Consider the following 24,203-nt stretch of genomic DNA (forward strand, 5'->3'; position numbering starts at 1 on the left):
ATGAAGACGACCGACGCTCCCGCCCCGGCTCCCGTGAAGGAGCGGCCCGCCCCCGCGCGGCCGAAGAAGGAGGGCGCGACCCTCAACGTGTTCTCGCACGGCGTGCTCGTCCTGTGGGCGGTCATGGTGGTGCTGCCGCTGGTGTGGGCGGTGATGACGTCCTTCAAGGACGACGCCTCGATCTTCCGCTCGCCCTGGTCGCTGCCGGACAGGCTGCACTTCGACAACTGGTCGCGGGCCTGGACCGAGGCCAACATGAGCGACTACTTCCTCAACACCGTGCTGGTGGTCGGGGGTTCGCTGATCGGCACGCTGGTGCTCGGCTCGATGGCGGCGTACGTGCTGGCCCGCTTCGACTTCCCGGGCAACCGCTTCGTCTACTACCTGTTCGTCGGGGGCATGAGCTTCCCGATCATGCTGGCGCTGGTCCCGCTGTTCTACGTGGTGAACAACATGGGGCTGCTGAACACCATCCACGGGCTGATCCTGGTCTACATCGCCTACTCGCTGCCCTTCACGGTGTTCTTCCTGACCGCCTTCTTCCGGACACTGCCGACCTCGATCGCGGAGGCGGCGTTCGTGGACGGGGCCTCGCACACCCGGACGTTCTTCCAGATCATGCTGCCGATGGCCAAGCCCGGCCTGATCAGCGTGGGCATCTTCAACTTCCTGGGGCAGTGGAACCAGTACATGCTGCCGACGGTGCTGAACACCGACCCTGACAAGCGCGTCCTCACCCAGGGCCTGGTGCAGCTCGCCGTCAGCCAGGGCTACAAGGGGGACTGGTCCGGTCTCTTCGCGGGCCTGGTGATGGCGATGCTGCCGGTGCTGGCGGCGTACGTGATCTTCCAGCGGCAGGTGGTGCAGGGCCTGACGGCGGGTGCCCTGAAGTAACCCCTTGACGCCGGCCCGGTATGCCGCTCCCGGAACTTCGGGGGCGGCATACGGCTGTCCGGGCGGGGCACCCGGATGCGGTTCAACCTCTTGACGGGAGGCGACCCGAACGGCTCAGCTTAGAGTTCACTAGTTGGACATAGACGGGACCTCATCGATGCGGTCCCGTGCGCAGGAGGTCGTCGTGGAGACTCCGGGGTCGCAGTCGTCGCTGCACCGAGCCAACCTGGAGCGGGTGGTACGAGCCGTACGGCTGGCCGGATCGCTGACGCAGGCGGAGATCGCGAGGACGACGGGACTCTCCGCGGCGACGGTCTCCAACATCGTGCGGGAGCTGAAGGACGGCGGCACCGTCGAGGTGACGCCCACCTCGGCGGGCGGCCGGCGGGCCCGCAGCGTGTCGCTGAGCGGGGACGCCGGCATCGTGATCGGGGTGGATTTCGGCCATACCCATCTGCGCGTCGCGGTCGGCAACCTCGCCCACCAGGTGCTGGCCGAGGAGTCCGAGCCGCTGGACGTGGACGCCTCCGCGACGGAGGGCTTCGACCGGGCCGAGGAACTGGTCAAGCGGCTGATCGAGGCGACCGGCGTGGACCCGGCCAAGGTCGCCGGGGTGGGGCTGGGCGTGCCCGGCCCGATCGACGTGGAGTCCGGGACGCTGGGTTCGACGGCGATCCTGCCCGGCTGGGGCGGCACCCGGCCCGCCGAGGAGCTGCGGGGGCGGCTCGGCGTGCCGGTGCACGTGGACAACGACGCCAACCTCGGCGCCCTCGGCGAGCTGGTCTGGGGCAGCGGCCGGGGGGTGCGGGACCTGGCGTACATCAAGGTCGCCAGCGGCGTCGGGGCCGGGCTGGTGATCGCCGGGAAGATCTACCGGGGGCCCGGCGGCACGGCGGGTGAGATCGGGCACATCACCCTGGACGAGGCCGGTCCGGTCTGCCGGTGCGGCAACCGCGGCTGCCTGGAGACCTTCACGGCGGCGCGCTATGTGCTGCCCCTGCTCCAGCCCAGCCACGGCACCGATCTGACCATGGAGGGCGTGGTCCGGCTGGCCCGGGACGGCGACCCCGGCTGCCGTCGGGTGATCGCCGACGTCGGCCGGCACATCGGCAGCGGCGTCGCCAATCTCTGCAATCTGCTGAACCCCAGCCGGGTCGTCCTCGGCGGCGATCTGGCCGAGGCGGGCGAGCTGGTGCTCGGCCCCATCCGGGAGTCCGTGGGCCGGTACGCGATCCCCAGCGCGGCGCGTCAACTCTCGGTTCTTCCCGGGGCACTTGGCGGCCGTGCGGAGGTGCTCGGCGCGCTCGCCCTGGCGCTGAGCGAGATGGGCGATTCGACCCTTCTGGACGGAAGTGCGACGGGCGCGCTGTCCACCGCCACCCCCGCCTTCACTTAGAGAACGGATGGCACCGTTGCCATCTCGTTAAGGATTTACTTCTTGACGTCGCACGTGCGGCCGAGTTGACTTCCAGCCACCTCGGCCGCAACGACGCGGCCTCGTCAGGGAGGTTTCTGAAGTGAACACGCGTATGCGTCGTGCCGCCGTAGCCGTTGCCGCCACCGCGATGGCCGTCTCGCTCGCCGCCTGTGGCAGTGCCAAGGAGTCCGGCGACGACGGCAAGTCCTCGGAGTCGGCCGCCAAGAAGGGCGACGCCGTCAAGATCGGTCTGCTCCTGCCGGAGAACCAGACCGCTCGCTACGAGAAGTTCGACAAGCCCTTGATCGAGAAGAAGGTCAAGGAGCTGACGAACAACAAGGGCGAGGTCGTCTACGCCAACGCCAAGCAGGACGCCAGCCTGCAGAACCAGCAGGTCGACACGATGGTGACCAACAAGGTCGACGTGCTGATCGTGGACGCGGTGGACTCCAAGGCCATCGCGGGCTCGGTGAAGAAGGCCAAGGACGCCGGCATCAAGGTCGTGGCCTACGACCGCCTGGCCGAGGGCCCGATCGACGCCTACACCTCGTTCGACAACGTGACCGTCGGCAAGACCCAGGGCGAGGCCCTCCTGGAGGCGCTCGGCGACAAGGCCAAGGACGGCCAGATCGTCATGATGAACGGCTCGGCCACCGACCCGAACGCCAAGCAGTTCAAGGACGGCGCCCACTCCGTGCTCGACGGCAAGGTCAAGATCGGCCGCGAGTACGACACCAAGGAGTGGAAGCCGGAGAACGCCAACGCCAACATGGAGGGCGCCATCTCCGCCCTCGGCAAGGACAAGATCGTCGGCGTCTACTCCGCCAACGACGGCATGGCGGGCGGCATCATCACCGCCCTGAAGGCGGCCGGCATCGACGACATCCCGGTCACCGGCCAGGACGCCGAGCTGAACGGCGTGCAGCGCATCGTCACCGGCGAGCAGTACATGAGCGTCTACAAGCCCTACCCGCAGGAGGCCGACGTCGCCGCGGAGATGGCCGTCGCCCTCGCCCAGGGCAAGCCGCTCGACTCCATCGCCAAGGACACGGTCGACAGCCCCACCACCAAGGGCGTCCCGTCCGTCCTCGTCCCGGTCGTCTCGCTGACCCAGGACAACATCAAGGACACCGTCGTCAAGGACGGCATCTACACCATCGACGAGATCTGCGGCGGCAAGTACAAGTCCGCCTGCGACAAGATCAAGCTCAGCTAGCAGCCCCCGCCTCCCGTACCCATGACCCGTACGGGAGCAGGCCGCACCAGCTCCTCCGGCGCCCCGCACTCATCAGCCCCGCAAGCTAGGCGGGGCGCCGGACGGAACACCCGCGGGTACCTCCCGCCACCCCCCCTCTTTTCTGCACTACCTTCCGCCGGGTCAGGCGGCGAAGGAGATGGTTCACGTGTCCGCTACGCCCGTGCTGGCGTTGCGCGGGGTCTCCAAGCGATTCGGTGCCGTCCAGGCGCTCACCGACGTCGAGCTTGAGGTCCACGCCGGTGAAGTGGTCGCCCTGGTGGGCGACAACGGCGCCGGAAAGTCCACGCTGGTCAAGACGATCGCCGGCGTGCACCCCATCGATGAAGGCGCCATCGAGTGGGACGGCAAGGCCGTCACGATCAACAAGCCGCACGACGCCCAGAGCCTGGGCATCGCGACCGTCTACCAGGACCTCGCGCTGTGCGACAACATCGACGTGGTCGGCAACCTCTACCTGGGCCGGGAGATCCGCAAGCGCGGTGTCCTGGACGAGGTGGAGATGGAGCGCCGCTCCCGCGAGCTGCTGGACACGCTGTCCATCCGCATCCCCAGCGTCCGCATCCCGATCGCCTCGCTCTCCGGCGGTCAGCGCCAGGTGGTGGCCATCGCCCGCTCCATGCTGGGCGAGCCCAAGCTCGTCATCCTCGACGAGCCGACCGCCGCCCTCGGCGTCGAGCAGACCGCCCAGGTCCTCGACCTGGTCGAGCGGCTGCGCGAGCGCGGCCACGCCGTCATCCTCATCAGCCACAACATGGCCGACGTCAAGGCCGTGGCCGACAAGGTCGCCGTGCTGCGCCTCGGCCGCAACAACGGCGTCTTCGAGGTCAAGTCGACCTCGCAGGAAGAGATCATCTCCGCCATCACCGGCGCCACGGACAACGCCGTGACCCGCCGTGCGGCGCGCACCACTGGGGAGGTCCAGAAGTGAGCATCGACAAGACCTCCACGCCCGCCGACGAGAGCGCCGTGGAGAACCCGGAGGCCGCCTCCGCCGCCGTGACCGTCGTCGACCCCCGGCTGCTCGTGCGCGAGCAGGGCTTCGCCGGCTACCTCGGCGAGTTCAAGCGGAAGATGAAGTCCGGCGACCTGGGTTCCATCCCGGTGGTCGTGGGCCTCATCGTCATCTGGCTCATCTTCCAGAGCCTGAACTCCAACTTCCTCACCGCCGGCAACCTCTCCGACATGTCCGTCGCGATGGTCGGCACCGGCATGATCGCGGTCGGCATCGTCTTCGTGCTGCTGCTCGGCGAGATCGACCTGTCGGTCGGCTCGGTCAGCGGTGTCGCCGGCGCCGTCTTCGCGGTGCTGGCCGTCAACCAGGGCATGAACGAGTGGCTGGCCTTCGTGCTGGCCATCCTCACCGGCACGGTCGCCGGCGCGCTGCACGGCTTCTTCTTCGCCAAGATAGGCGTCCCGGCCTTCGCGGTCACCCTGGCCGGTCTGCTGTTCTGGAACGGCTTCATGCTCCAGGTGCTCGGCGACAACGGCACCATCAACCTCGACTCCGAGGGCGTCGTCGCCAAGCTGACCAGCTACTACTTCTCCGATGTCGCCGCCGCCTACGGGCTCGCGGTCGTGGTGACGGCCGGCTACTTCCTCAGCGCCTACTTCGGCAACCGCCGCCGCGAGGCCGTGGGCGTGCCGTCCCGGCCGCTGAGCGAGATCATCGCGCGGACCGTGCTGCTGGCGGTCCTGGCCTTCGCCGTCGCGATCGTCTTCAACCAGTACAAGGGCCTGCCGCTGGCCGTGCTGATCTTCGTCGCGGTGCTGCTGCTCAGCGACTTCGTGCTGCGCCGCACCGCCTACGGCCGCAAGGTCTTCGCGCTCGGCGGCAGCGTCGAGGCGTCCCGCCGGGCCGGTATCAACGTGACGGCCGTGCGCATCTCGGTCTTCGCGATCTCCGGCACCTTCGCCGCCCTCGGCGGTCTCTTCATCGCCTCCAAGATCGCCTCGGCCAACCAGGGCGCCGGCGCCGGCGACCTGCTGATGAACGCGATCGCCGCGGCGGTCATCGGCGGTACCTCGCTGTTCGGCGGCCGCGGCCGCACCTGGAACGCGCTGCTCGGTGTGATGGTCATCATCTCGATCCAGTACGGCCTCGCCCTCCAGGGCGTCGCCTCGCCGGTCCAGTACATGATCACCGGTGGGGTGCTGCTGGTCACCGTCGTCATCGACGCGGTGACCCGCAAGACCCAGAAGACGGCGGGCCGCGCCTAGCCGCGCCGCCTCCCCGATACCTGTGCCCGGCACCAATGGCGGTGCCGGGCGCAGTCGTGCCCGGACGCGGCCCGTGGCCGGATAGAGCCGAACGCGTGATGTACGACGCACCGCCCCGACGCGTTCCACCGGGGCGGAACATTAGACTCGACAGGCCCGGCAACAGCTCGAACAGCTCTACTGCAAGGAGGCACGGGTGCCGCTGCTGACCCGCATCGGGGGACCGCGCGATCTGGACCGGCTCAGCCTGGAGGAGCTTCAGGAGCTGGCCGGGGAGATCCGGACCTTCCTCGTCGACGCCGTCTCCAAGACCGGCGGCCACCTCGGCCCCAACCTCGGTGTGGTGGAGCTGACCCTCGCCCTGCACCGGGTCTTCGAGTCGCCGAAGGACAAGGTGCTCTGGGACACCGGCCACCAGTCCTACGTGCACAAGCTGCTCACCGGCCGGCAGGACTTCTCCAGGCTGAAGATGAAGGGCGGCCTGTCCGGCTACCCCTCCCAGGCGGAGTCCGAGCACGACGTCATCGAGAACTCCCACGCCTCCACCGTCCTCGGCTGGGCCGACGGCCTCGCCAAGGCCAACCAGGTCCTGCGCCGGGACGACCACGTCGTCGCGGTGATCGGCGACGGTGCCCTGACCGGCGGCATGGCCTGGGAGGCGCTGAACAACATCGCCGCCGCCAAGGACCGCCCCCTGGTCATCGTCGTCAACGACAACGAGCGTTCCTACGCGCCCACCATCGGCGGCCTCGCCAACCATCTGGCGACCCTGCGCACCACCGACGGCTACGAGCGCTTCCTCGCCCGCACCAAGGAGGTCCTGGAGCGCACCCCGGTCGTCGGCCGCCCGCTCTACGACACCCTGCACGGCGCCAAGAAGGGCCTGAAGGACTTCATCGCCCCGCAGGGCATGTTCGAGGACCTGGGCCTGAAGTACCTCGGCCCCATCGACGGCCACGACATCGAGGCCCTGGAGTCCGCGCTGACCCGCGCCAAGCGGTTCGGCGGCCCGGTCATCGTGCACTGCCTCACCGAGAAGGGCCGCGGCTACCAGCCCGCCCTCGCCGACGAGGCCGACCGCTTCCACGCCGTCGGCAAGATCCACCCCGACACCGGCCTGCCGATCTCCACCTCCGGCGCCGACTGGACCTCCGTCTTCGGCGAGGAGATGGTCAGGCTCGGCGAGGAGCGCGAGGACGTCGTCGCCATCACCGCCGCCATGCTCCAGCCGGTCGGCCTGGACAGGTTCGCCAAGCGCTTCCCCGACCGGGTCTACGACGTCGGCATCGCCGAGCAGCACGGCGCCGTCTCCGCCGCCGGCCTCGCGCACGGCGGACTCCACCCGGTCTTCGCGGTGTACGCCACCTTCCTCAACCGGGCCTTCGACCAGGTCCTGATGGACGTCGCCCTGCACAAGTGCGGCGTCACCTTCGTACTGGACCGGGCGGGCGTCACCGGCACCGACGGCGCCTCGCACAACGGCATGTGGGACATGTCGATCCTCCAGGTCGTCCCCGGCCTCCGGCTCGCCGCCCCGCGCGACGCCGACCAGGTCCGCGCCCAGTTGCGCGAAGCCGTCGCCGTGGACGACGCGCCGACCGTGGTCCGCTTCTCCAAGGGCGCCGTCGGCCCCGCCGTGCCCGCCGTCGGCCGGATCGGCGGCATGGACGTGCTGCGCGAGGCCGGCACCGACCGGCCCGACGTCCTGCTGGTCTCCGTCGGCGCGCTGGCCCCGATGTGCCTGGAGGTGGCCGGCCTGCTGGAGCGGCAGGGCATCTCCACCACCGTCGTCGACCCGCGCTGGGTCAAGCCCGTCGACGAGGCCATGGCCCCGCTCGCCGAGCGGCACCGCGTGGTCGTCACCGTCGAGGACAACTCCCGCGTCGGAGGCGTCGGCTCGGCGATCGCCCAGGCCCTCAGGGACGCGGGCGTCGACGTCCCGCTGCGCGACTTCGGCATCCCGCCGCGCTTCCTCGACCACGCCTCGCGCGCCGAGGTGCTCGCCGAGATCGGACTGACCGCGCCCGACATCGCCCGCCAGGTCACCGGCCTGGTCGCCAAGCTCGACGGCCGCTACGACCGGGCCGCCGCACCGGTGGAGGCCGCCCGCGACTGAGGTGCCGCCAATGGGCCGGTTCCGCCACTCGTTGAAGTGGCGGGACCGGCCCATCGGCGTGACATCCGCCCGCGCCGGGCACACGTTCTGCGCCCCCTCTCGACCATGTCGAGGACGACACAGCGTGGGAGGTCCCGTGAGCAGCACGTTCTTCCGGACGAAGAAGATCGAGCAGTCCATCCGCGACACAGAGGAGCCCGAGCACGCGCTCAAAAAGTCCCTGTCCGCGCTGGACCTGACCGTCTTCGGCGTCGGTGTCGTCATCGGCACCGGCATCTTCGTCCTGACCGGCACCGTCGCCAAGAACAACGCCGGACCCGCCACGGCCCTGGCGTTCGTGGTGGCCGGCGTGGTCTGCGCGCTGGCCGCGCTCTGCTACGCCGAGTTCGCCTCCACCGTCCCGGTGGCCGGGTCGGCGTACACCTTCTCCTACGCCTCGCTCGGCGAGCTGCCCGCCTGGATCATCGGCTGGGACCTGGTGCTGGAGTTCGCGCTCGGCACGGCGGTGGTCGCCGTCGGCTGGTCCGGGTACATCCGCTCGCTGCTGGACAACGCGGGCTGGCAGATGCCGGCGACGCTCGGCGGACGGGACGGCGCCGACGGCTTCGGCTTCGACATCCTCGCCGCCGCCCTGGTGCTGGCCCTCACCGGCATCCTCGTCCTCGGCATGAAGCTCTCCGCGCGGATCACCTCGATCGTCGTCGCCATCAAGGTGGCCGTCGTCCTCGTCGTCATCATCGCCGGCGCCTTCCTGATCAAGGGTGCCAACTACGACCCGTTCATCCCCGAGTCCAAGCCGGTGGAGGCGGGCGGCGGACTGCACTCGCCGCTCATCCAGTTGATGTTCGGCTGGGCCCCGTCCAACTTCGGCGTGATGGGCGTCTTCACCGCCGCCTCCGTGGTCTTCTTCGCCTTCATCGGCTTCGACATCGTCGCCACCGCCGCCGAGGAGACCCGCAACCCCCAGCGCGACATGCCCCGCGGCATCCTCGGCTCCCTCGCCATCTGCACCGTGCTGTACGTCGCCGTGTCCGTGGTCGTCACCGGCATGCAGCACTACAGCGAACTCTCCGTGGACGCCCCGCTCGCCGACGCGTTCAAGGCGACCGGGCACCCCTTCTTCTCCGGCGTGATCAGCTTCGGCGCGGCGGTCGGCCTCACCACGGTCTGCATGATCCTGCTGCTCGGCCAGACCCGGGTGTTCTTCGCGATGAGCCGCGACGGACTGCTGCCCCGCTTCTTCTCCCGCGTCCACCCGAAGTTCAAGACCCCGTACCGCCCGACCGTCCTGCTCGGCGTCGTCATCGCGATCGTCGCGGGCTTCACCTCGCTGAGCGAACTGGCCGAACTGGTGAACATCGGCACGCTGTTCGCGTTCGTCATCGTCGCCATCAGCGTGATCATCCTGCGCAACACCCGGCCCGACCTGCCCCGCGCCTTCCGCACCCCGCTGGTGCCGGTGCTGCCCATCGTGTCGGTGTGCGCCTCGCTGTGGCTGATGCTCAACCTGCCCGCCGAGACCTGGGTCCGGTTCGGCGTCTGGATGGCCATCGGCTTCGTCGTCTACTTCCTCTACGGCCGCACCCACAGCGGACTGGCCCGTGCCGAGGCGGGACATCACAAGGAGTGACCGCGCGAGGTCGCTAACGTGCGGGTATGCACGCCCCGCCGCTCATTACGTCACCGTCCGTGTCCGCCCGGCGGGCCGGTCACCGGTACTGGGCGAAGCTGCTGCCCGCGCTGGCGGCGCTGGCCTGCCTGACCCGGCTGCCGTCCTTCGCCCGCCCGCTGTGGAACCCCGACGAGGGCTACCTCGCCGTCCAGTCCCAACTGCTGGCCCAGGGCGGCCGGCTCTACGAGACGGTGGTGGACCGCAAGCCGCCGCTGGTGCCCTGGCTCTACCAGGGCGCCTTCGCGCTGGCCGGCTCCGAGTCGCTGCTGTCCGTACGGCTGCTGGCCGTCCTGGCCCAGTTCGCCACCGCCGCGCTGCTCGCCTCGCTGGCCCGCCGCCGCTGGGGCGACGGCCCGGGGCGCACCGCCGGGGTCCTGTACCTGCTGGTCTCCGTGGGCCTGAACCCGCAGGACGCCCAGGCCGCCACGTTCGAGGTGTTCATGCTGCCGGGCACGGCGGCGGCCCTGTGGTGCGCCGACCGCCGCCGCTGGCGGGCCGCCGGGGCCGCCGTCGCCTGCGCCTTCCTGGCCAAGCAGACCGGCGCGGCGGTGCTGCTGCCGCTGCTGTGGCGGTGCGGCGCCCGCCGGGGCCCCGTGCTGCGCCTGGCGGCGGGCGCGGCGCCCCCCCGTACTGGCCGCGGCCCTGCTCACCGACCCGGCCGGCTTCCTGTTCTGGACGCTCACCGGCTCCGCCGCCTACGTCTCCTTCTCGGGCTCCCCCGGCCACGTCCTGGTCCGGGCCGCCGGCAACGCGGCGATCCTCGCCGTCGGCTGCGCCGCCCTGCTGCCTCCGCTGGTCCGCCGGACGGCCGGCCGCGCCGACCTGTGGGTGTGGCTCGCCGCGTCGGCGGCGGCGGCCGGCACCGGCCTGCACTTCTTCGGCCACTACTACCTCCAGCTCCTGCCGCCGCTGACCCTGCTGGCGACGGCCGGGCTCAGCACCCTGCCCCCGGTGCGCACCGCCCGTACGGTCCTCGGCGCGGCCTGCTGCTGCGCGCTGTTCCTCACCTGGGGGCTGCTCGCGCCGCGCGGCGAACTCGACCACGCCCGGCGCCTGGCGGACACCGCCGCGCGCCGCACCGCACCGGACGAGCGGGTGCTGTTCTGGGGCATGCACCCGGAGACGTACTGGCTGGCCGGCCGCACCCCCGCCAGCCGCTATCTCACCGCCGGTCTGCTCACCAACCACAGCGGCGGCCGGTCCGGCGCCCGGGTCGGCGAGCGGTACGCCGTCCCGGGCGCCTGGGCCGTCTTCCGCCGGGAGACGGCCGCCCGGCCGCCCGCCCTGATCGTCGACGACTCCCGCGGCGCCCCGTACGCGCCGGAGCACCTGCCGACCCTGCGCCGCCTGCTGGCGGCCCGGTACCAGGAGGCGGGGACGGTGGACGGGGCGGTGCTGTACGTCCGGGTGCGCCGGGAGTGAGGGGCGCCGGCCCGCTCGCCGCCGGGCCCCGGCCCGGCCGGCCGTCCTCGCGCGGGGTCAGCCCCCCGCCGCCCCGCCCCCGTCCCGGCTCCGCCCGTCCTCCGCCGCCCCGTCCCGCCCCGGCCGTACCGCCCGGGGACCCGTCACCTCGGCGCCCAACTCGCCCACCCGGCGGCGCAGTTCGCGGTCGGCCGTGACCACCAGGACGGGGCGGTCCCCGGCCGCCGCCACCAGGCGGACCATGTGGTCGTCGCCGCTGCCCGGCGCGTCCTCCACCCGTACCCCCGGCACCGAGGCCACCCCGCGCGCCGCGCCCTCGACGACCAGGACCAGCTCCAGCGGACCGGCACGCCCCGGCACCCCGTCCGACGCCAGGCGGTCCCGCAGCCTCTCGGCGGCCCCGCGCCGGTCCCGCCACCAGCCGTCCGGCACCGACCCGACGACGTTCGCGGCGTCGACGATCACGAGCAGGGGGGTGTTGTCGTCCATCCCGCCAGGGTCGCACGGCCGTACCCGCCCGGTGGCGCCCGGACCGGCCCGCTTAGAGTGAACCGGTGAACGGCGACTGGCTCCTTCGCGGCCGCGACGGCCGCCTCTGCGTCTATCTGCCGTCCGGCGACGCCGCCCTGTGCCGTGCCGAGCGGGTGCCCGGCGGCCCCTGGGAGGCCCCCCGCGGGATCGGCGGCGACCAGAAGCTGCGCCCGGGGCTCACGGCAGGCCGGGGCGCCGACGGATACGCCCATCTCGTCGCGTGGCGGCCCACCGGTTCCGGCCAGTCCGGGCTCGTGCACTCCACGCACTACCGGCCGCTGCTCGCCCCCCTGGACTGGCAGCCGGTCGGCCACCCGGACAAGAAGGGCAAGCGCACCGGCACCCCCGCCGTCGCCGTCGACGCGCAGGGCCGCGCCCATGTCCTGGTCCGCTCCGCCGGCGGCGGGCTGAGCCTGCTGGCGCAGAAGGAGAAGGGCGGCTGGGACCCCTGGCGTGACCTCGGGGGCCAGGACGTCCAGGACGGACCGGCCGCCGTCACGGGCGAGTCCGGCCTGGTCGAGGCGTACGCGGCGACACCCGGCGGTCTCCTGCACTGGCGGCAGGAGAAGCCCGGCGCCCGGCCCGTCCTCGCGGAGCGGATCAGCACCCCGGTCCGGCCCGGCACCCTCCGGGCGCTGGCCACCTCGCCCGAGCACACCACCCTCTTCTACACCGACGGCGCCGGCGAGCTGTGCGCCTGGCGGCCCGGCGCCGACCCCGTCGCGCTGGTCGCCTCGGCCGGGCCCGGCCCGGTCGCCGCCGTCCGCTGCGTCATCGAGGGCCACGACTGCACGCTGCTCGCCCAGCGCTCGGCGAGCGGCCGGGTCGCCTTCGCCGCCTACCCGACGGAACAGGAACAGGCCGGTGCCTGGTGGGCCGACTCCGGGCCGCCGCTGGCGGCCGACGCCGAGGTGGCGCTCGCCGAGGACGCGGCCGGGCGGGTGGTCGCGGCGACCCTCTCCCCGTCCACCGGCAGGCTGCTGCTGACCCGCCGCAAGGACGAACCGGGCCTGGCGCTGACCGCCTGGCAGGAGGTCTGACCCCCGGCCCGGCGGCCGTCCCGGAGACACGCGTACGGGCGCTGGCCGAACGCCCCCGCCGACGACCGTAGACTTGCCCGGTATCCGCAGATATGCCCCTCCTGTGAGGACGTGTTCGATGAGCAGGGACCCCATGCCCCCGTCCTCCGTCCCCGGAGCGGACCTCGTCGTCGTCGGACTCGGTTACGTCGGTCTGCCGCTGGCCCGCGCGGCCACCGCGGCCGGACTGCGGGTGGTCGGCCTCGACCGCGGCCCGCGCGTCGTCGAGGGCCTGAACGCCGGCCGGTCGCACGTGGACGACGTCACCGACGCCGAGGTCCGGGCGATGCGCGCCCGCGGCTTCGAGGCCGTCGGCCGGCCCGGGGTGATCGCCGCTGCCGCCGCCGTCGTGATCTGCGTGCCGACCCCGCTCACCGCCCACGGCGTCCCCGACCTCGGCGCCGTGCACGCCGCCGTCGACGACATCGCCGCCCACCTGCGGCCCGGCACCCTCGTCGTGTTGGAGTCCACCACCTACCCCGGCACCACCGACGAGGTCGTCCGCCCCCGCCTGGAGGCCGGGGGACTGCGCGCCGGCACCGACTTCCACCTCGCCTTCTCCCCGGAGCGCATCGACCCGGGCAACCCCGCCCACGGCCTGGAGAACACGCCCAAGGTGGTCGGCGGCATCACCCCCGACTGCGCCAAGGCCGCCCGCGCCCTGTACGAGCGGTTCGTCGCCCGCGTGGTCGAGGCCAGGGGCACCCGGGAGGCCGAGATGGCCAAGCTGCTGGAGAACACCTACCGGCAGGTGAACATCGCCCTGGTCAATGAGATGTCGATGTTCTGCCGGCAGCTCGGCGTCGACCTGTGGGACGCCATCCGCTGCGCCGCCACCAAGCCCTTCGGCTTCGCGCCCTTCCACCCCGGTCCCGGCGTCGGCGGGCACTGCATCCCCGTCGACCCCGCCTACCTGTCGTACAAGGTGCGTTCGCTGGGCATCCCGTTCCGGTTCGTGGAGCTGGCGCAGGAGATCAACCAGCGGATGCCGGCGCACGTCGTCGACCGCGCCGCCGAGCTGCTCAACGACGCCGGCAAGGCCGTGCGCGGCTCCCGGGTGCTGCTGCTCGGCGTCACCTACAAGGCCGACGTCTCCGACCGGCGGGAGAGCCCCGCCCCGGCCGTCGCCGAGCGCTTGCGGGCCCGCGGCGCCGACCTCGCGTACTTCGACCCGTACGTCCCGCACTGGTCGGCGGGCGGGGTCCCCGTCGAGCGGACCGGCGACTATCTCGCCGCCGCGGCCGAGGCCGACCTGACCGTGCTGCTCCAGTCGCACCGGGAGATCGACCCGGGGCTGCTCGCGGACCGGGCCCGGCTGCTGTTCGACACCCGGGGCGCGACCGCCGGCCACCCCCGGGCGGTCCGGCTCTGACCGGTACGCCGACGGGCCGCACGGTGGTGGTCCACCGTGCGGCCCGTCGCCCTGCTGCGGTGCGGGTTACGCCGGGACGCTCGCCACGCCGGGCGCCAGGAACCGCTTGCCGTTCACCCGCTCGGCGACGCCCGCGCGGTCCAGGTACGGCGTGATGCCGCCCAGGTGGAAGGGCCAGCCGGCGCCGGTGATCAGGCACAGGTCGATGTCCTGGGCCTCGGCGACGACGCCCTCGTCGAGCATCAGCCCGATCTCCTGGGCCACCGCGTCCAGCACCCGGGCCCGGACCTGCTCCTCGGTCAGGACGCTGTCGCCCTGCTTGAGCAGCGCGGCGACCTCCGGGTCCAGCTCCGGCCTGCCGCTGTCGTAGACGTAGAAGCCGCGCTTGCCCGCCTCGACGACCGCCTTGAGGTTGGGGGAGACGGTGAAGCGGTCCGGGAACGCCCGGTGCAGCGTCTCGGAGACGTGCAGGCCGATCGCCGGGCCGACCAGCTCCAGCAGGACCAGCGGGGACATCGGCAGGCCGAGCGGCTCCACCGCCTTCTCCGCGACCTCGACGGGGGTGCCCTCGTCGATGACGTTCTGGATCTCGCCCATGAAGCGGGTCAGGATGCGGTTGACCACGAACGCCGGGGCGTCCTTGACCAGCACGGCCGTCTTCTTCAGCTTCCTGGCCACCGCGAACGCCGTCGCCAGCGAGGCGTCGTCGGTCCGCTCGCCGCGGACGATCTCCAGCAGCGGCAGCACCGCGACCGGGTTGAAGAAGTGGAAGCCGACGACCCGCTCGGGGTGCTTCAGCTTCGACGCCATCTCGGAGACCGACAGCGAGGAGGTGTTGGTGGCGAGGATCGCGTGCGCCGGGGCGACCGCCTCGACCTCCGCGAACACCTGCTGCTTGACGCCGATCTCCTCGAACACCGCCTCGATGACGAAGTCGGCGTCCGCGAAGCCCTCGGCCTTGTCCAGGACGCCGGTCACCAGCCCCTTGAGGCGGTTGGCCTTGTCCTGGTTGATCCGGCCCTTGCCGAGCAGCTTGTCGATCTCGGCGTGCACATAGCCCACGCCCTTGTCGACGCGCGCCTGGTCGATGTCGGTCAGCACGACCGGCACCTCCAGGCGGCGCAGGAACAGCAGGGCGAGCTGCGAGGCCATCAGACCGGCGCCGACCACGCCGACCTTGGTGACCGGACGCGCCAGGTTCTTGTCCGGGGCGCCGGCCGGGCGCTTGCCGCGCTTCTGCACCAGGTTGAACGCGTACAGCCCGGCGCGCAGTTCCCCGCCCATGATCAGGTCGGCGAGGGCCTGGTCCTCGGCGTCGTAGCCCTGCTGGAGGTCGCCGTTCTTGGCGGCGGCGATGATGTCCAGGGCGCGGTAGGCGGCCGGGGCGGCGCCGTGCACCTTGGAGTCGGCGATGAACCGGCCCCGCGCGACGGCCTGGTCCCACGCCTCGCCGCGGTCGACGGCCGGGCGCTCGACGGCGATCTCGCCCTTGAGGACGGCCGCCGTCCAGATCAGCGACTGCTCCAGGAAGTCGGCGCCCTCGAAGATCGCGTCCGCGATGCCGAGTTCGTAGACCTGCTCGCCCTTGAGCTGGCGGTTCTGGTTGAGGCTGTTCTCGATGATGACCGTGACGGCCTTGTCGGCGCCGATCAGGTTCGGCAGCAGGGTGCAGCCGCCCCAGCCGGGGACCAGGCCGAGGAAGACCTCGGGCAGCGAGAACGCCGGGACGGCCGCGGAGACCGTGCGGTAGGTGCAGTGCAGGCCGACCTCGACGCCGCCGCCCATCGCGGCGCCGTTGTAGTACGCGAACGTCGGAACCGCGAGGCCGGACAGCCGCTTGAAGACGTCGTGGCCGCCCTTGCCGATGGCGAGCGCGTCCTCGTGCCGCTTCAGCAGCTCCACGCCCTTGAGGTCGGCGCCGACGGCGAAGATGAACGGCTTGCCGGTGATGCCGACGCCGGTGATCTCACCGGCCGAGGCCTCCTTCTCGACCTGGTCGACGGCGGCGTTCAGGTTCGCCAGCGACTGGGGTCCGAAGGTGGTCGGCTTGGTGTGGTCCAGGCCGTTGTCCAGGGTGATGAGCGCGAAGCGCCCGGCACCGAGGGGCAGGTCGAAGTGGCGTACGTGGGCGGTGGTGACGACCTCGTCCGGGAACAGGTCGGCCGCGCCCTTCAACAGCTCGGCGGTGGTGCTCACTTGTCTCCCTCGAAGTGCGGGTTCTCCCAGATGACCGTGGCGCCCATGCCGAAGCCGACGCACATGGTGGTGAGGCCGTAGCGGACCTGCGGCTGCTCCTCGAACTGGCGGGCCAACTGGGTCATCAGCCGGACCCCGGAGGAGGCCAGCGGGTGGCCGAAGGCGATCGCGCCGCCGTACTGGTTGACGCGCTCGTCGTCGTCCGCGATGCCGTAGTGGTCCAGGAAGGCCAGGACCTGCACGGCGAACGCCTCGTTGATCTCGAACAGGCCGATGTCGGAGATCGACAGGCCCGCCTGCGCGAGGGCCTTCTCGGTGGCCGGGATCGGACCGTAGCCCATCACCTCGGGCTCGACGCCGGCGAAGGCGTAGGCGACCAGGCGCATCTTGACCGGCAGCCCGTGCTCGCGGGCGAAGTCCTCGGAGGCGATGAGGGAGGCGGTGGCGCCGTCGTTCAGACCGGCCGCGTTGCCCGCGGTGACCCGGCCGTGCACCCGGAACGGCGTCTTGAGGTTCGCCAGGTTCTCCAGCGTGGTGCCCGGACGCATCGGCTCGTCGGCGGTGACCAGGCCCCAGCCCGTCTCGCCCGCTTCCTCGTTGGTGCGGCGCACCGAGATCGGCACCAGGTCGGCCTGGATCTTGCCGTTGGCGTACGCCTTGGCGGCCTTCTCCTGCGAGCGCACCGCGTACTCGTCGGCGCGGAGCTTGGTGATGTGCGGGTACCGGTCGTGCAGGTTCTCCGCGGTCATGCCCATGAACAGGGCCGACTCGTCGACCAGCTTCTCGCTGACGAACCGCGGGTTGGGGTCGACGCCCTCGCCCATCGGGTGGCGGCCCATGTGCTCGACACCGCCCGCGACGGCGATGTCGTACGCGCCGAAGGCCACCGAACCGGCCACCGTGGTGACGGCGGTCAGGGCGCCCGCGCACATCCGGTCGATCGCGTAGCCGGGCACCGAGGTGGGCAGGCCCGCGAGGATGCCGGCGGTGCGGCCGATGGTCAGGCCCTGGTCGCCGATCTGCGTGGTCGCGGCGATGGCGACCTCGTCGATCTGCTTCGGGTCCAGGCCCGGGTTGCGGCGCAGCAGCTCCCGGATCGCCTTCACGACCAGGTCGTCGGCGCGGGTCTCGTGGTAGATGCCCTTCGGGCCCGCCTTGCCGAACGGGGTGCGGACGCCGTCGACGAAGACGACGTCCCTGACGGTACGAGGCACGATGGCTCTCCTCCAGGATGCGGGACGCTGAGCGCTTGCTCAACCCATGCTACTAACCAGTAACGTAGCTGCCCAGTCTTACGCGGCACAGCGGCGCAGGTCACATGGACACCCCGAAGGGGGAACGGGGAACCGCCCGCTCGGCCACCGCGCACCCGCGGCCTTCCTCCAGGCTCACCCGGGCGGCGCCGTGGACCCCCGGGGCACCAGCACCGGCGTGGCCACCGGATGCGACCCGGCGCCTTCCCCGGATATCACCCCGAACAGCGTCCGCGCCACCTCCGCCCCGAACCCGTGCACGTCATGGCTCATCGCCGACAGCGTCGGATGGGTCAGCCGGCACAACTGGGAGTCGTCCCAGGCCAGCAGCGAGACGTCGGCCGGGACCCGCAGTCCCATCTCGGAGGCGACCGACAGCCCGGCGACGGCCATGATGTCGTTGTCGTACACCACCGCGGTCGGCCGGTCCGCCGGCGGGGCCGTCAGCAGGGACCGGGTGGCCCGCGCCCCCGCGTCCCCGGAGAAGTCGGTGGCCACCTGCCGGGCACCGGCCAGCCCCAGCGCGCGGGCCGCCCCGTCGAAGGCGGCCGTACGGATGGAGGTGTGCCCGAGCGCCGCCGCGCCGCCGACCCGGGCGATCCGCCGGTGCCCGAGCGCCGCCAGATAGCGCACCGCCTCGGTGACCGCGGTGGCGTCGTCGGTCCACACCGAGGTGAGCCCGCCGGTCAGCGAGGGGTGCCCGACGGCCACCGCCGGGATGCCCAGCCCCCGCACCGGCGCCACCCGGGGGTCGTCGGCGCGGAAGTCGACCAGGATCGACCCGCCGATGCTCCGCCCCCGCCACCAGCTCTCCAGCAGCCCCGCCTCCTCCTCCACCGTGCGCACCAGCCGCAGCAGCAGGGAGCAGGAGTGCTCGGTCAGGACGCTCTCCACGCCCGAGACGAACTCCATGTAGAACGGCTCCAGGCCGAGCAGCCGGGCGGGCCGGCAGACCGCCAGCCCCACCGTGTCCACCCGCGATCCGGCCAGCGTCCGCGCGGTCGCGTTCGGCGCCCAGCCCAGTTCCCGGGCGGCCCGGAAGATCCGCTCCCGCGTCGCCTCGGAGACCCCGGGCTTGTGGTTGAAGGCGAGGGACACCGCCCCCTTGGACACGCCCGCGAGGGCGGCGACGTCCTTGATGGTGACGCGGGGGGTCGTCATCGTCGGGGCTCCATGCAGTACAGGGCGGACCGGGCGGCGTGCGCGTCAGGAGTCTTCCAGCCGCGCACCCCGATGGTCACCCGTTCCCCGGGCAGCAGGGTGACCGGCCCCCGGTCCGCCCGCGCGGCCGGGTCCAGCCGGTCGGCCTGGAGCAGCAGGTCCCGCACCAGGGTCCGGGCCGTCACCGCGACCCCGCCCGGCACGAGAGCGACGTCGAACTCCGGGGCCGGGTACGGGATGTCCCGGTCGGGCGCCGGGAAGCGCAGCGCCCGCAGCCCGTCCGCGTCGGCGACCAGGAACTCCTTCGGGCCGGCCGGCACCAGCCCGGCGGGCACCTCGACGACGGCCACCGCCCGCCGCCCGGCCGCCAGCGCGGTCCCGGTCCGGCCGAGCACGGTGCCGTCGACGGACATCCGGCGCAGGACGAGCGGCGCCGCCCACCGCTCGGCGCCCTGGTTGACGGCGGCCAGCACCAGGGCGCCGTCCCGCTCCTGGAAGGTGAGCAGCCGGTCCGCGTAGAGCCGGCGCAGCTCGTGGTAGAGCGGCTTCTCGCGGCCGTCGCCGTCGATCGCGGCCCACGAGGTCACCGGCCAGCAGTCGTTGAGCTGCCACAGGACGGTGCCCGCGCACACCGGCCAGTGCGACCGCCAGTGCTCGATCCCGGCGGCGACGGCGCGGGCCTGGTTGATCTGGGTGAGGTAGTGCCAGCGGTCGAAGTCGCCGTCGGGGACCGGGAAGTGCCGCTCCAGGCCGCGCCGCAGCTTGCCGTTGCCGTCCTCGGCCTTCTGGTGGTGCAGCATCCCGGGGGAGTCCGGCGCGAGGTCCTCGCCGGGCAGCGCGCGCCGCAGTGTGGCGTACGCGGGCGGCGCCTGCCAGCCGAACTCGGCCACGAACCGGGGCGCGCTCAGCCGGTAGTCGGCGTAGTCCTCCCGGTTCCACACCTCCCAGGAGTGGTGGGTGCCGTGCGCCGGGTCGTTCGGATGCCGGTCCCACGACCCGGACCAGGGGCTGCCCGCCGTGTACGGCCGGGTCGGGTCCGTCTCGGCCACCACCCGGGGCAGCAGGCCCAGGTAGTAGCCCTCGCCCCAGGAGTCCCCGGCCAGCCCCGGCTCCCAGCCCCAGTCCCGGAAGCCCCACAGGTTCTCGTTGTTGCCGTTCCACAGCGCCAGCGAGGGGTGCGGCATCAGCCGGGCGACGTTCTCCCGCGCCTCGGCCTCCACCTCGCCCCGCAGCGGCTGCTCCTCGGGGTAGGCCGCGCACGCGAAGGGGAAGTCCTGCCAGACCAGCAGCCCCAGCTCGTCGCAGGCGTCGTAGAAGTCCTCGCTCTCGTAGATCCCGCCGCCCCAGACCCGGACCAGGTCCACGCCCGCGTCCGCCGCCTGCCGCAGCCTGGTGCGGTACCGCTCGCGGGAGACCCGGGAGGGGAAGACGTCGTCCGGGACCCAGTTGACGCCCCGCGCGAAGAGGCGCTCGCCGTTGACGACCAGGGTGAAGCCGGTGCCGTGCGCGTCGGGGGAGGTGTCCAGCGCCACGGTCCGGAAGCCGACCCGCCGGCGCCAGACGTCCAGCGGCGTCCGCCCGTGCAGCAGCGTCAGCTCCACGTCGTACAGCGCCTGTCGGCCGTACCCCCGGGGCCACCACAGGGCCGCGTCCGGGACCCGGAGGCGTACGGTGCCGCCGGTGCCGTCCAGGGGCGCGCGGGCGGTGACGCCGCCGACGCGCGCCTCGACGGTGAGCGGCGCCTCGACGCGGGTGCGCTCCACGTCGACGAGGAGTTCCACCAGGCCGGTGCCCTCCTCGACGGTGACCAGGGGGCGGACCCGGGCGAGCCGGGCCGTCGACCAGTGCTCCAGCCGGACCGGCCGCCAGATCCCGGCCGTCACCAGGGTCGGCCCCCAGTCCCAGCCGAAGGAGCAGGCCATCTTCCGCACGTACTGGTACGGCTCGGCGTACGCGCCCGGCCGCTCGCCCAGTCGCCCCCGCACCGCCTCCGCCTCGGTGTAGGCGGAGGCGAACCGGACCGTCAGCTTGCCGCTCAGCCCGGTCACGTCGAAGCGGTACGAGCGGTGCATGTTCCGCGTCCGCCCCAGCGGCCGGCCGTCCAGCAGGATCTCGGCGACCGTGTCCAGGCCGTCGAAGACCAGGTCGGTCTGCTCGTGCGGGGAACCGGCGACGAGATCCCACTCGTACGTCCACTCCCGCCGGCCCACCCACGCCACCTCGGTCTCGTTCCGGCCGAGGAAGGGGTCCGGGATCAGTCCCGCCGCCAGCAGGTCGGTGTGCACACAGCCCGGCACCCCGGCCGGGAGCGCGCCGCCGGCGCCCTCGGGGTGACGCAGGACCCAACCCTCGGTGAGCGGTGTCGCCTGAAGCATGGCACTCCCTTAACCGGTTCACAGATGCAACGGTCAGCTACGGGCCAGTGTTGGCGAAAACGAGACTGTACCGGTTCAGTCAGCACTGTCAGAGTGCGGAACCGGCCAACCACTCGTGCTCGTCCGCCCGGAACGGAGCTGGTGCTCATGAACCGCCGCAACGTACTCGCCGGATCACTCGCCGCCCTCGCCCTGCTGGCCTCGGCCTGCACGGGCAGCGGCGGCACCTCGAAGGGCGCGGACGCCGAGGCGCCCACCGACCCGGCGAACGTCGAGGGGACCATCACGGTCCTCACCCACCGGACCGACCTCGTGCAGGACGGGACGATGAAGAAGTACGCCGCCGAGTTCAACCGGACCTACCCCAAGGTGAAGGTCGAGTTCGACGGCCTCACCGACTACGAGGGTGAGGTCAAGATCCGCATGAACACCGAGAACTACGGCGACGTCCTGATGATCCCCGCGGTGATCCAGAAGAAGGACTACCCCAGGTTCTTCGCCTCGCTGGGCAGCGCGGGCGAGCGCTCCGCGAAGTACCGCTTCACCGACTACTCCGCCGTCGACGGCAAGGTCTACGGACAGAGCCCCATCGGCGTCGTCCCCGGCTTCGTCTACAACAAGAAGGTCTGGGAGCGGGCCGGCGTCACCGACTGGCCCACCACGCCCGCCGCGTTCCTCGCCGCGCTGAAGGCGGTGAAGGCCAGGACCGACGCCGTGCCGTACTACACCAACTTCAAGGACATGTGGCCGCTCACCCAGTGGACCAACGTCAACGGCTCGGTCTCCTGCGACCCGCAGGCCACCAGCGAGCTGGCCGCGGGCGACCCGTGGGCCGAGGGCGCCGACCTCCGCGTCGGCGACACCCTGCTGCACGACATCGTGGCCCAGGGGCTGGTGGAGAAGGACCCGACCACCACCAACTGGGAGGCGTCCAAGCCCAGGCTGGCCAAGGGCGAGATCGCCACCATGTGGCTCGGCTCCTGGGCGGTGGTCCAGATGCGGGACGCGGCGAAGCAGGCCGGCACCGACCCGGACGACATCGGCTTCATGCCGTTCCCGGCGCAGAAGGACGGCACCTTCTGCGCGGTGACCTCGCCCGACTACCTCCAGGCCGTCAACGCGCACTCCGCGCACAAGGACGCCGCCCGCGCCTGGATCGACTGGTTCACCGACAAGTCCGGCTACGCCGACGCCAACCTCGCCCTCTCCCCGCTCAAGGACGCGCCCCTGCCCGAGGTGCTCAAGCCCTACGAGGAGGCCGGCGTGAAGATCATCGACCTGGACGACACCAAGGGCGCCGAGGTCAAGGCCATCGACAACGCCTCCGAGGTCGGCATCTACAAGCCCGACTACCGCCAGGACCTCGTGGACCTCGCCCGCGGCGCCGCCGACGGCGACCTCGACGGCTTCTTCGCGGAGCTGAGCGAGAAGTGGGACGCCGGGCGGAAGACAGCGGGGTCCTGATGACCGACCTCGCCCGGCAGGCGGCCCGGCCGGCACCCCCGGCCGCGCCCGCCGCGCCCCGCCCGGCCCGGCGGGTGCGCCGGCCGCGCCTGACGCCCTGGCTGTTCCTGGTCGCCCCGCTCACCCTGCTGATCGTCTTCACCTACGCGCCGATCGCCAACATGGTGGCGTACAGCTTCACGGACTGGGACGGCGTCAGCCCGGAGCTGCGCTTCACCGGCGCCGGGAACTACGCCGAGATCTTCACCCGCGAGGACCTCTTCCGGGTCTTCTTCGTCAGCGGCTACTACCTCGCCGCCTCCGTGGTGCAGATCGCCGCCGCCCTGTACTTCGCGACCGTCCTGAGCTTCAACGTCCGCTTCCGCAACTTCTTCAAGGGCGTGCTGTTCTTCCCGTACCTGATCAACGGTGTCGCCATCGGCTTCGTCTTCCTGTACTTCTTCCAGGACGGCGGCACCCTCGACTCGGTGCTGAGCCTGTTCGGCTACGACGGCGACCGCGCCTGGCTCGGCACCTCCACGTCCGCCAACGTCTCGCTCGCCGGGGTCTCGGTCTGGCGCTACACGGGACTGAACTTCGTGCTCTTCCTGGGCGCCGTCCAGTCCATCCCGGGCGACCTGTACGAGGCGGCCGAACTGGACGGGGCCAACCGCTGGCACCAGTTCCGGTACATCATCGCGCCGAGCATCCGGCCGGTGCTGAGCCTGACCGTGATCCTGTCCGTCTCCGGCTCGCTGTCGGTCTTCGAGATCCCGTACATCATGACCGGCGGTGCCACCGGCACCGAGACCTTCGTGATCCAGACGGTGAAGCTGGCCTTCCAGTTCAACAAGACGGGGCTCGCCTCGGCGGCGGCGGTCGTGCTGCTGCTGATCATCCTGGCGGTGACCTGGGTGCAGCGGCGCCTCGTCCCCGACGACGCCGACCACAAGGTGGAACCCGTATGACACGCCGTGCCGTGGCCCGGACCCTGGTGTACCTGTCGCTGATCGGCGCGAGCCTGGTGGTGCTGCTGCCGCTGGCGGTGGTCTTCCTGACCTCGCTGAAGTCCTCCGGCGAGATGGCCGACGGCGGTGGCGCCCTCGCGCTGCCCGAGGACCCGCTGAACCTCGGCAACTACGTGACGGCGTTCCAGGACGGGCGGATGCTCGCCGCGTTCGGCAACACCGCGTTCGTGCTGTTCTTCGCCATCGGCGGGACGGTCCTCATCGGGTCGATGGCGGCCTACGCGATCGACCGGTTCGCCTTCCGGATGAAGAAGCTGGTCGTGGCCCTGTTCCTGGTCGCCGCGCTGGTCCCCGGGGTCACCACCCAGGTGGCCACCTTCCAGATCGTCGACAGCCTCGGCATGTTCGACAGCCTGTGGGCGCCGATCCTGCTCTACATGGGCACCGACATCGTGTCGATCTACATCTTCCTGCAGTTCATCCGGTCCATCCCGGTCTCCCTGGACGAGGCGGCCCGGGTGGAGGGCGCCAACGCCTTTACCATCTACCGGAAGATCATCTTCCCGCTGCTGCGGCCCGCGATCGCGACGGTCGTCATCGTCAAGGGCATCACCGTCTACAACGACTTCTACATCCCGTTCCTCTATCTGCCGTCGGAGGATCTTGGCGTGATCTCGACGTCGCTGTTCCGCTTCAAGGGGCCCTTCGGGGCGCACTGGGAGACGATCTCGGCAGGAGCGGTCCTGGTCATCCTGCCGACGCTGATCGTCTTCCTGTTCCTCCAGCGGTTCATCTACAACGGCTTCACCCGGGGCGCGACCAAGTGACC

The 24,203-nt window shown here is 71.7% G+C and carries 17 protein-coding genes and 1 pseudogene; 13 read left to right on the top strand and 5 right to left on the bottom strand.

The window, feature by feature from the left end; all coding sequences use genetic code 11:
* The 8 genes and pseudogenes from ACFY32_RS25860 (at window position 1) to ACFY32_RS25895 (ending at window position 10,996) form a co-directional block, all read left to right on the top strand.
* Entirely contained in the window at window positions 1-894 is an 894-nt protein-coding gene (locus ACFY32_RS25860; protein ID WP_359202478.1) for a carbohydrate ABC transporter permease, read from the top strand.
* Between the two features lie 184 nt (window positions 895-1,078).
* Window positions 1,079-2,290 (top strand): ROK family transcriptional regulator, encoded by a 1,212-nt coding sequence (locus tag ACFY32_RS25865; protein ID WP_390675386.1) that lies wholly within the window; start codon window positions 1,079-1,081, stop codon window positions 2,288-2,290.
* A 133-nt stretch (window positions 2,291-2,423) separates the two neighbouring features.
* On the top strand, window positions 2,424-3,527 hold the full coding sequence (locus tag ACFY32_RS25870) for a sugar ABC transporter substrate-binding protein (protein ID WP_390675425.1): 1,104 nt from the start codon (window positions 2,424-2,426) through the stop codon (window positions 3,525-3,527).
* Between the two features lie 178 nt (window positions 3,528-3,705).
* Window positions 3,706-4,497 (top strand): ATP-binding cassette domain-containing protein, encoded by a 792-nt coding sequence (locus ACFY32_RS25875; protein WP_359202482.1) that lies wholly within the window; start codon window positions 3,706-3,708, stop codon window positions 4,495-4,497.
* Window positions 4,494-5,786 (top strand): sugar ABC transporter permease, encoded by a 1,293-nt coding sequence (locus ACFY32_RS25880; protein ID WP_359202484.1) that lies wholly within the window; start codon window positions 4,494-4,496, stop codon window positions 5,784-5,786. The genes ACFY32_RS25875 and ACFY32_RS25880 overlap by 4 nt, the downstream gene beginning before the upstream one ends.
* A gap of 196 nt (window positions 5,787-5,982) precedes the next feature.
* A complete protein-coding gene (gene dxs / locus ACFY32_RS25885; protein WP_359202486.1) occupies window positions 5,983-7,902 on the top strand; it encodes a 1-deoxy-D-xylulose-5-phosphate synthase in 1,920 nt (639 codons plus the stop codon).
* Window positions 7,903-8,038: 136 nt separating this feature from the next.
* Window positions 8,039-9,532 carry an amino acid permease gene (locus ACFY32_RS25890; RefSeq protein ID WP_390675387.1) on the top strand — a complete coding sequence of 498 codons (1,494 nt, stop codon included), beginning with the start codon at window positions 8,039-8,041 and terminating at the stop codon, window positions 9,530-9,532.
* A gap of 26 nt (window positions 9,533-9,558) precedes the next feature.
* Window positions 9,559-10,996 (top strand): annotated as a pseudogene (locus tag ACFY32_RS25895) (glycosyltransferase family 39 protein).
* A 57-nt stretch (window positions 10,997-11,053) separates the two neighbouring features.
* On the opposite strand, the gene ACFY32_RS25900 reads toward ACFY32_RS25895, so the two are convergent.
* Window positions 11,054-11,485 carry an NTP pyrophosphohydrolase gene (locus tag ACFY32_RS25900; protein ID WP_359202492.1) on the bottom strand — a complete coding sequence of 144 codons (432 nt, stop codon included), beginning with the start codon at window positions 11,483-11,485 and terminating at the stop codon, window positions 11,054-11,056.
* A gap of 65 nt (window positions 11,486-11,550) precedes the next feature.
* Between ACFY32_RS25900 and ACFY32_RS25905 the strand changes: the two genes are divergently transcribed.
* Together ACFY32_RS25905 and ACFY32_RS25910 are read left to right on the top strand one after the other, a co-directional pair.
* Window positions 11,551-12,567 carry a hypothetical protein gene (locus ACFY32_RS25905; RefSeq protein ID WP_359202494.1) on the top strand — a complete coding sequence of 339 codons (1,017 nt, stop codon included), beginning with the start codon at window positions 11,551-11,553 and terminating at the stop codon, window positions 12,565-12,567.
* A gap of 118 nt (window positions 12,568-12,685) precedes the next feature.
* Entirely contained in the window at window positions 12,686-13,978 is a 1,293-nt protein-coding gene (locus ACFY32_RS25910; RefSeq protein ID WP_390675388.1) for a nucleotide sugar dehydrogenase, read from the top strand.
* 66 nt (window positions 13,979-14,044) lie between these two features.
* On the opposite strand, the gene ACFY32_RS25915 is transcribed toward ACFY32_RS25910, so the two are convergent.
* The 4 genes from ACFY32_RS25915 to ACFY32_RS25930 form a co-directional block, all read right to left on the bottom strand.
* Window positions 14,045-16,174, bottom strand: coding sequence for a 3-hydroxyacyl-CoA dehydrogenase NAD-binding domain-containing protein (locus tag ACFY32_RS25915; protein ID WP_390675389.1), 2,130 nt, complete (start codon window positions 16,172-16,174; stop codon window positions 14,045-14,047).
* Complete coding sequence (locus tag ACFY32_RS25920; protein WP_359202500.1) at window positions 16,171-17,388, bottom strand: acetyl-CoA C-acyltransferase; 1,218 nt, start codon at window positions 17,386-17,388, stop codon at window positions 16,171-16,173. The genes ACFY32_RS25915 and ACFY32_RS25920 overlap by 4 nt, the downstream gene beginning before the upstream one ends.
* Before the next feature lie 174 nt (window positions 17,389-17,562).
* Entirely contained in the window at window positions 17,563-18,588 is a 1,026-nt protein-coding gene (locus ACFY32_RS25925) for a LacI family DNA-binding transcriptional regulator (RefSeq protein WP_359202502.1), read from the bottom strand.
* Window positions 18,585-20,963, bottom strand: a complete 2,379-nt coding sequence (locus tag ACFY32_RS25930; protein WP_359202504.1) for a glycoside hydrolase family 2 protein — start codon at window positions 20,961-20,963, stop codon at window positions 18,585-18,587. The genes ACFY32_RS25925 and ACFY32_RS25930 overlap by 4 nt, the downstream gene beginning before the upstream one ends.
* A 147-nt stretch (window positions 20,964-21,110) precedes the next feature.
* Between ACFY32_RS25930 and ACFY32_RS25935 the strand changes: the two genes are divergently transcribed.
* The 3 genes from ACFY32_RS25935 to ACFY32_RS25945 are packed head-to-tail and all read left to right on the top strand — an operon-like array spanning window position 21,111 to window position 24,201.
* On the top strand, window positions 21,111-22,427 hold the full coding sequence (locus tag ACFY32_RS25935) for an extracellular solute-binding protein (RefSeq protein ID WP_359202506.1): 1,317 nt from the start codon (window positions 21,111-21,113) through the stop codon (window positions 22,425-22,427).
* Complete coding sequence (locus ACFY32_RS25940; protein ID WP_359202508.1) at window positions 22,427-23,374, top strand: sugar ABC transporter permease; 948 nt, start codon at window positions 22,427-22,429, stop codon at window positions 23,372-23,374. The genes ACFY32_RS25935 and ACFY32_RS25940 overlap by 1 nt, the downstream gene beginning before the upstream one ends.
* A complete protein-coding gene (locus tag ACFY32_RS25945; protein ID WP_359202510.1) occupies window positions 23,371-24,201 on the top strand; it encodes a carbohydrate ABC transporter permease in 831 nt (276 codons plus the stop codon). The genes ACFY32_RS25940 and ACFY32_RS25945 overlap by 4 nt, the downstream gene beginning before the upstream one ends.
* Window positions 24,202-24,203 lie beyond the last annotated feature (2 nt).

The organism is Streptomyces sp. NPDC000134 (assembly GCF_042899225.1).
Taxonomy (GTDB): domain Bacteria; phylum Actinomycetota; class Actinomycetes; order Streptomycetales; family Streptomycetaceae; genus Streptomyces.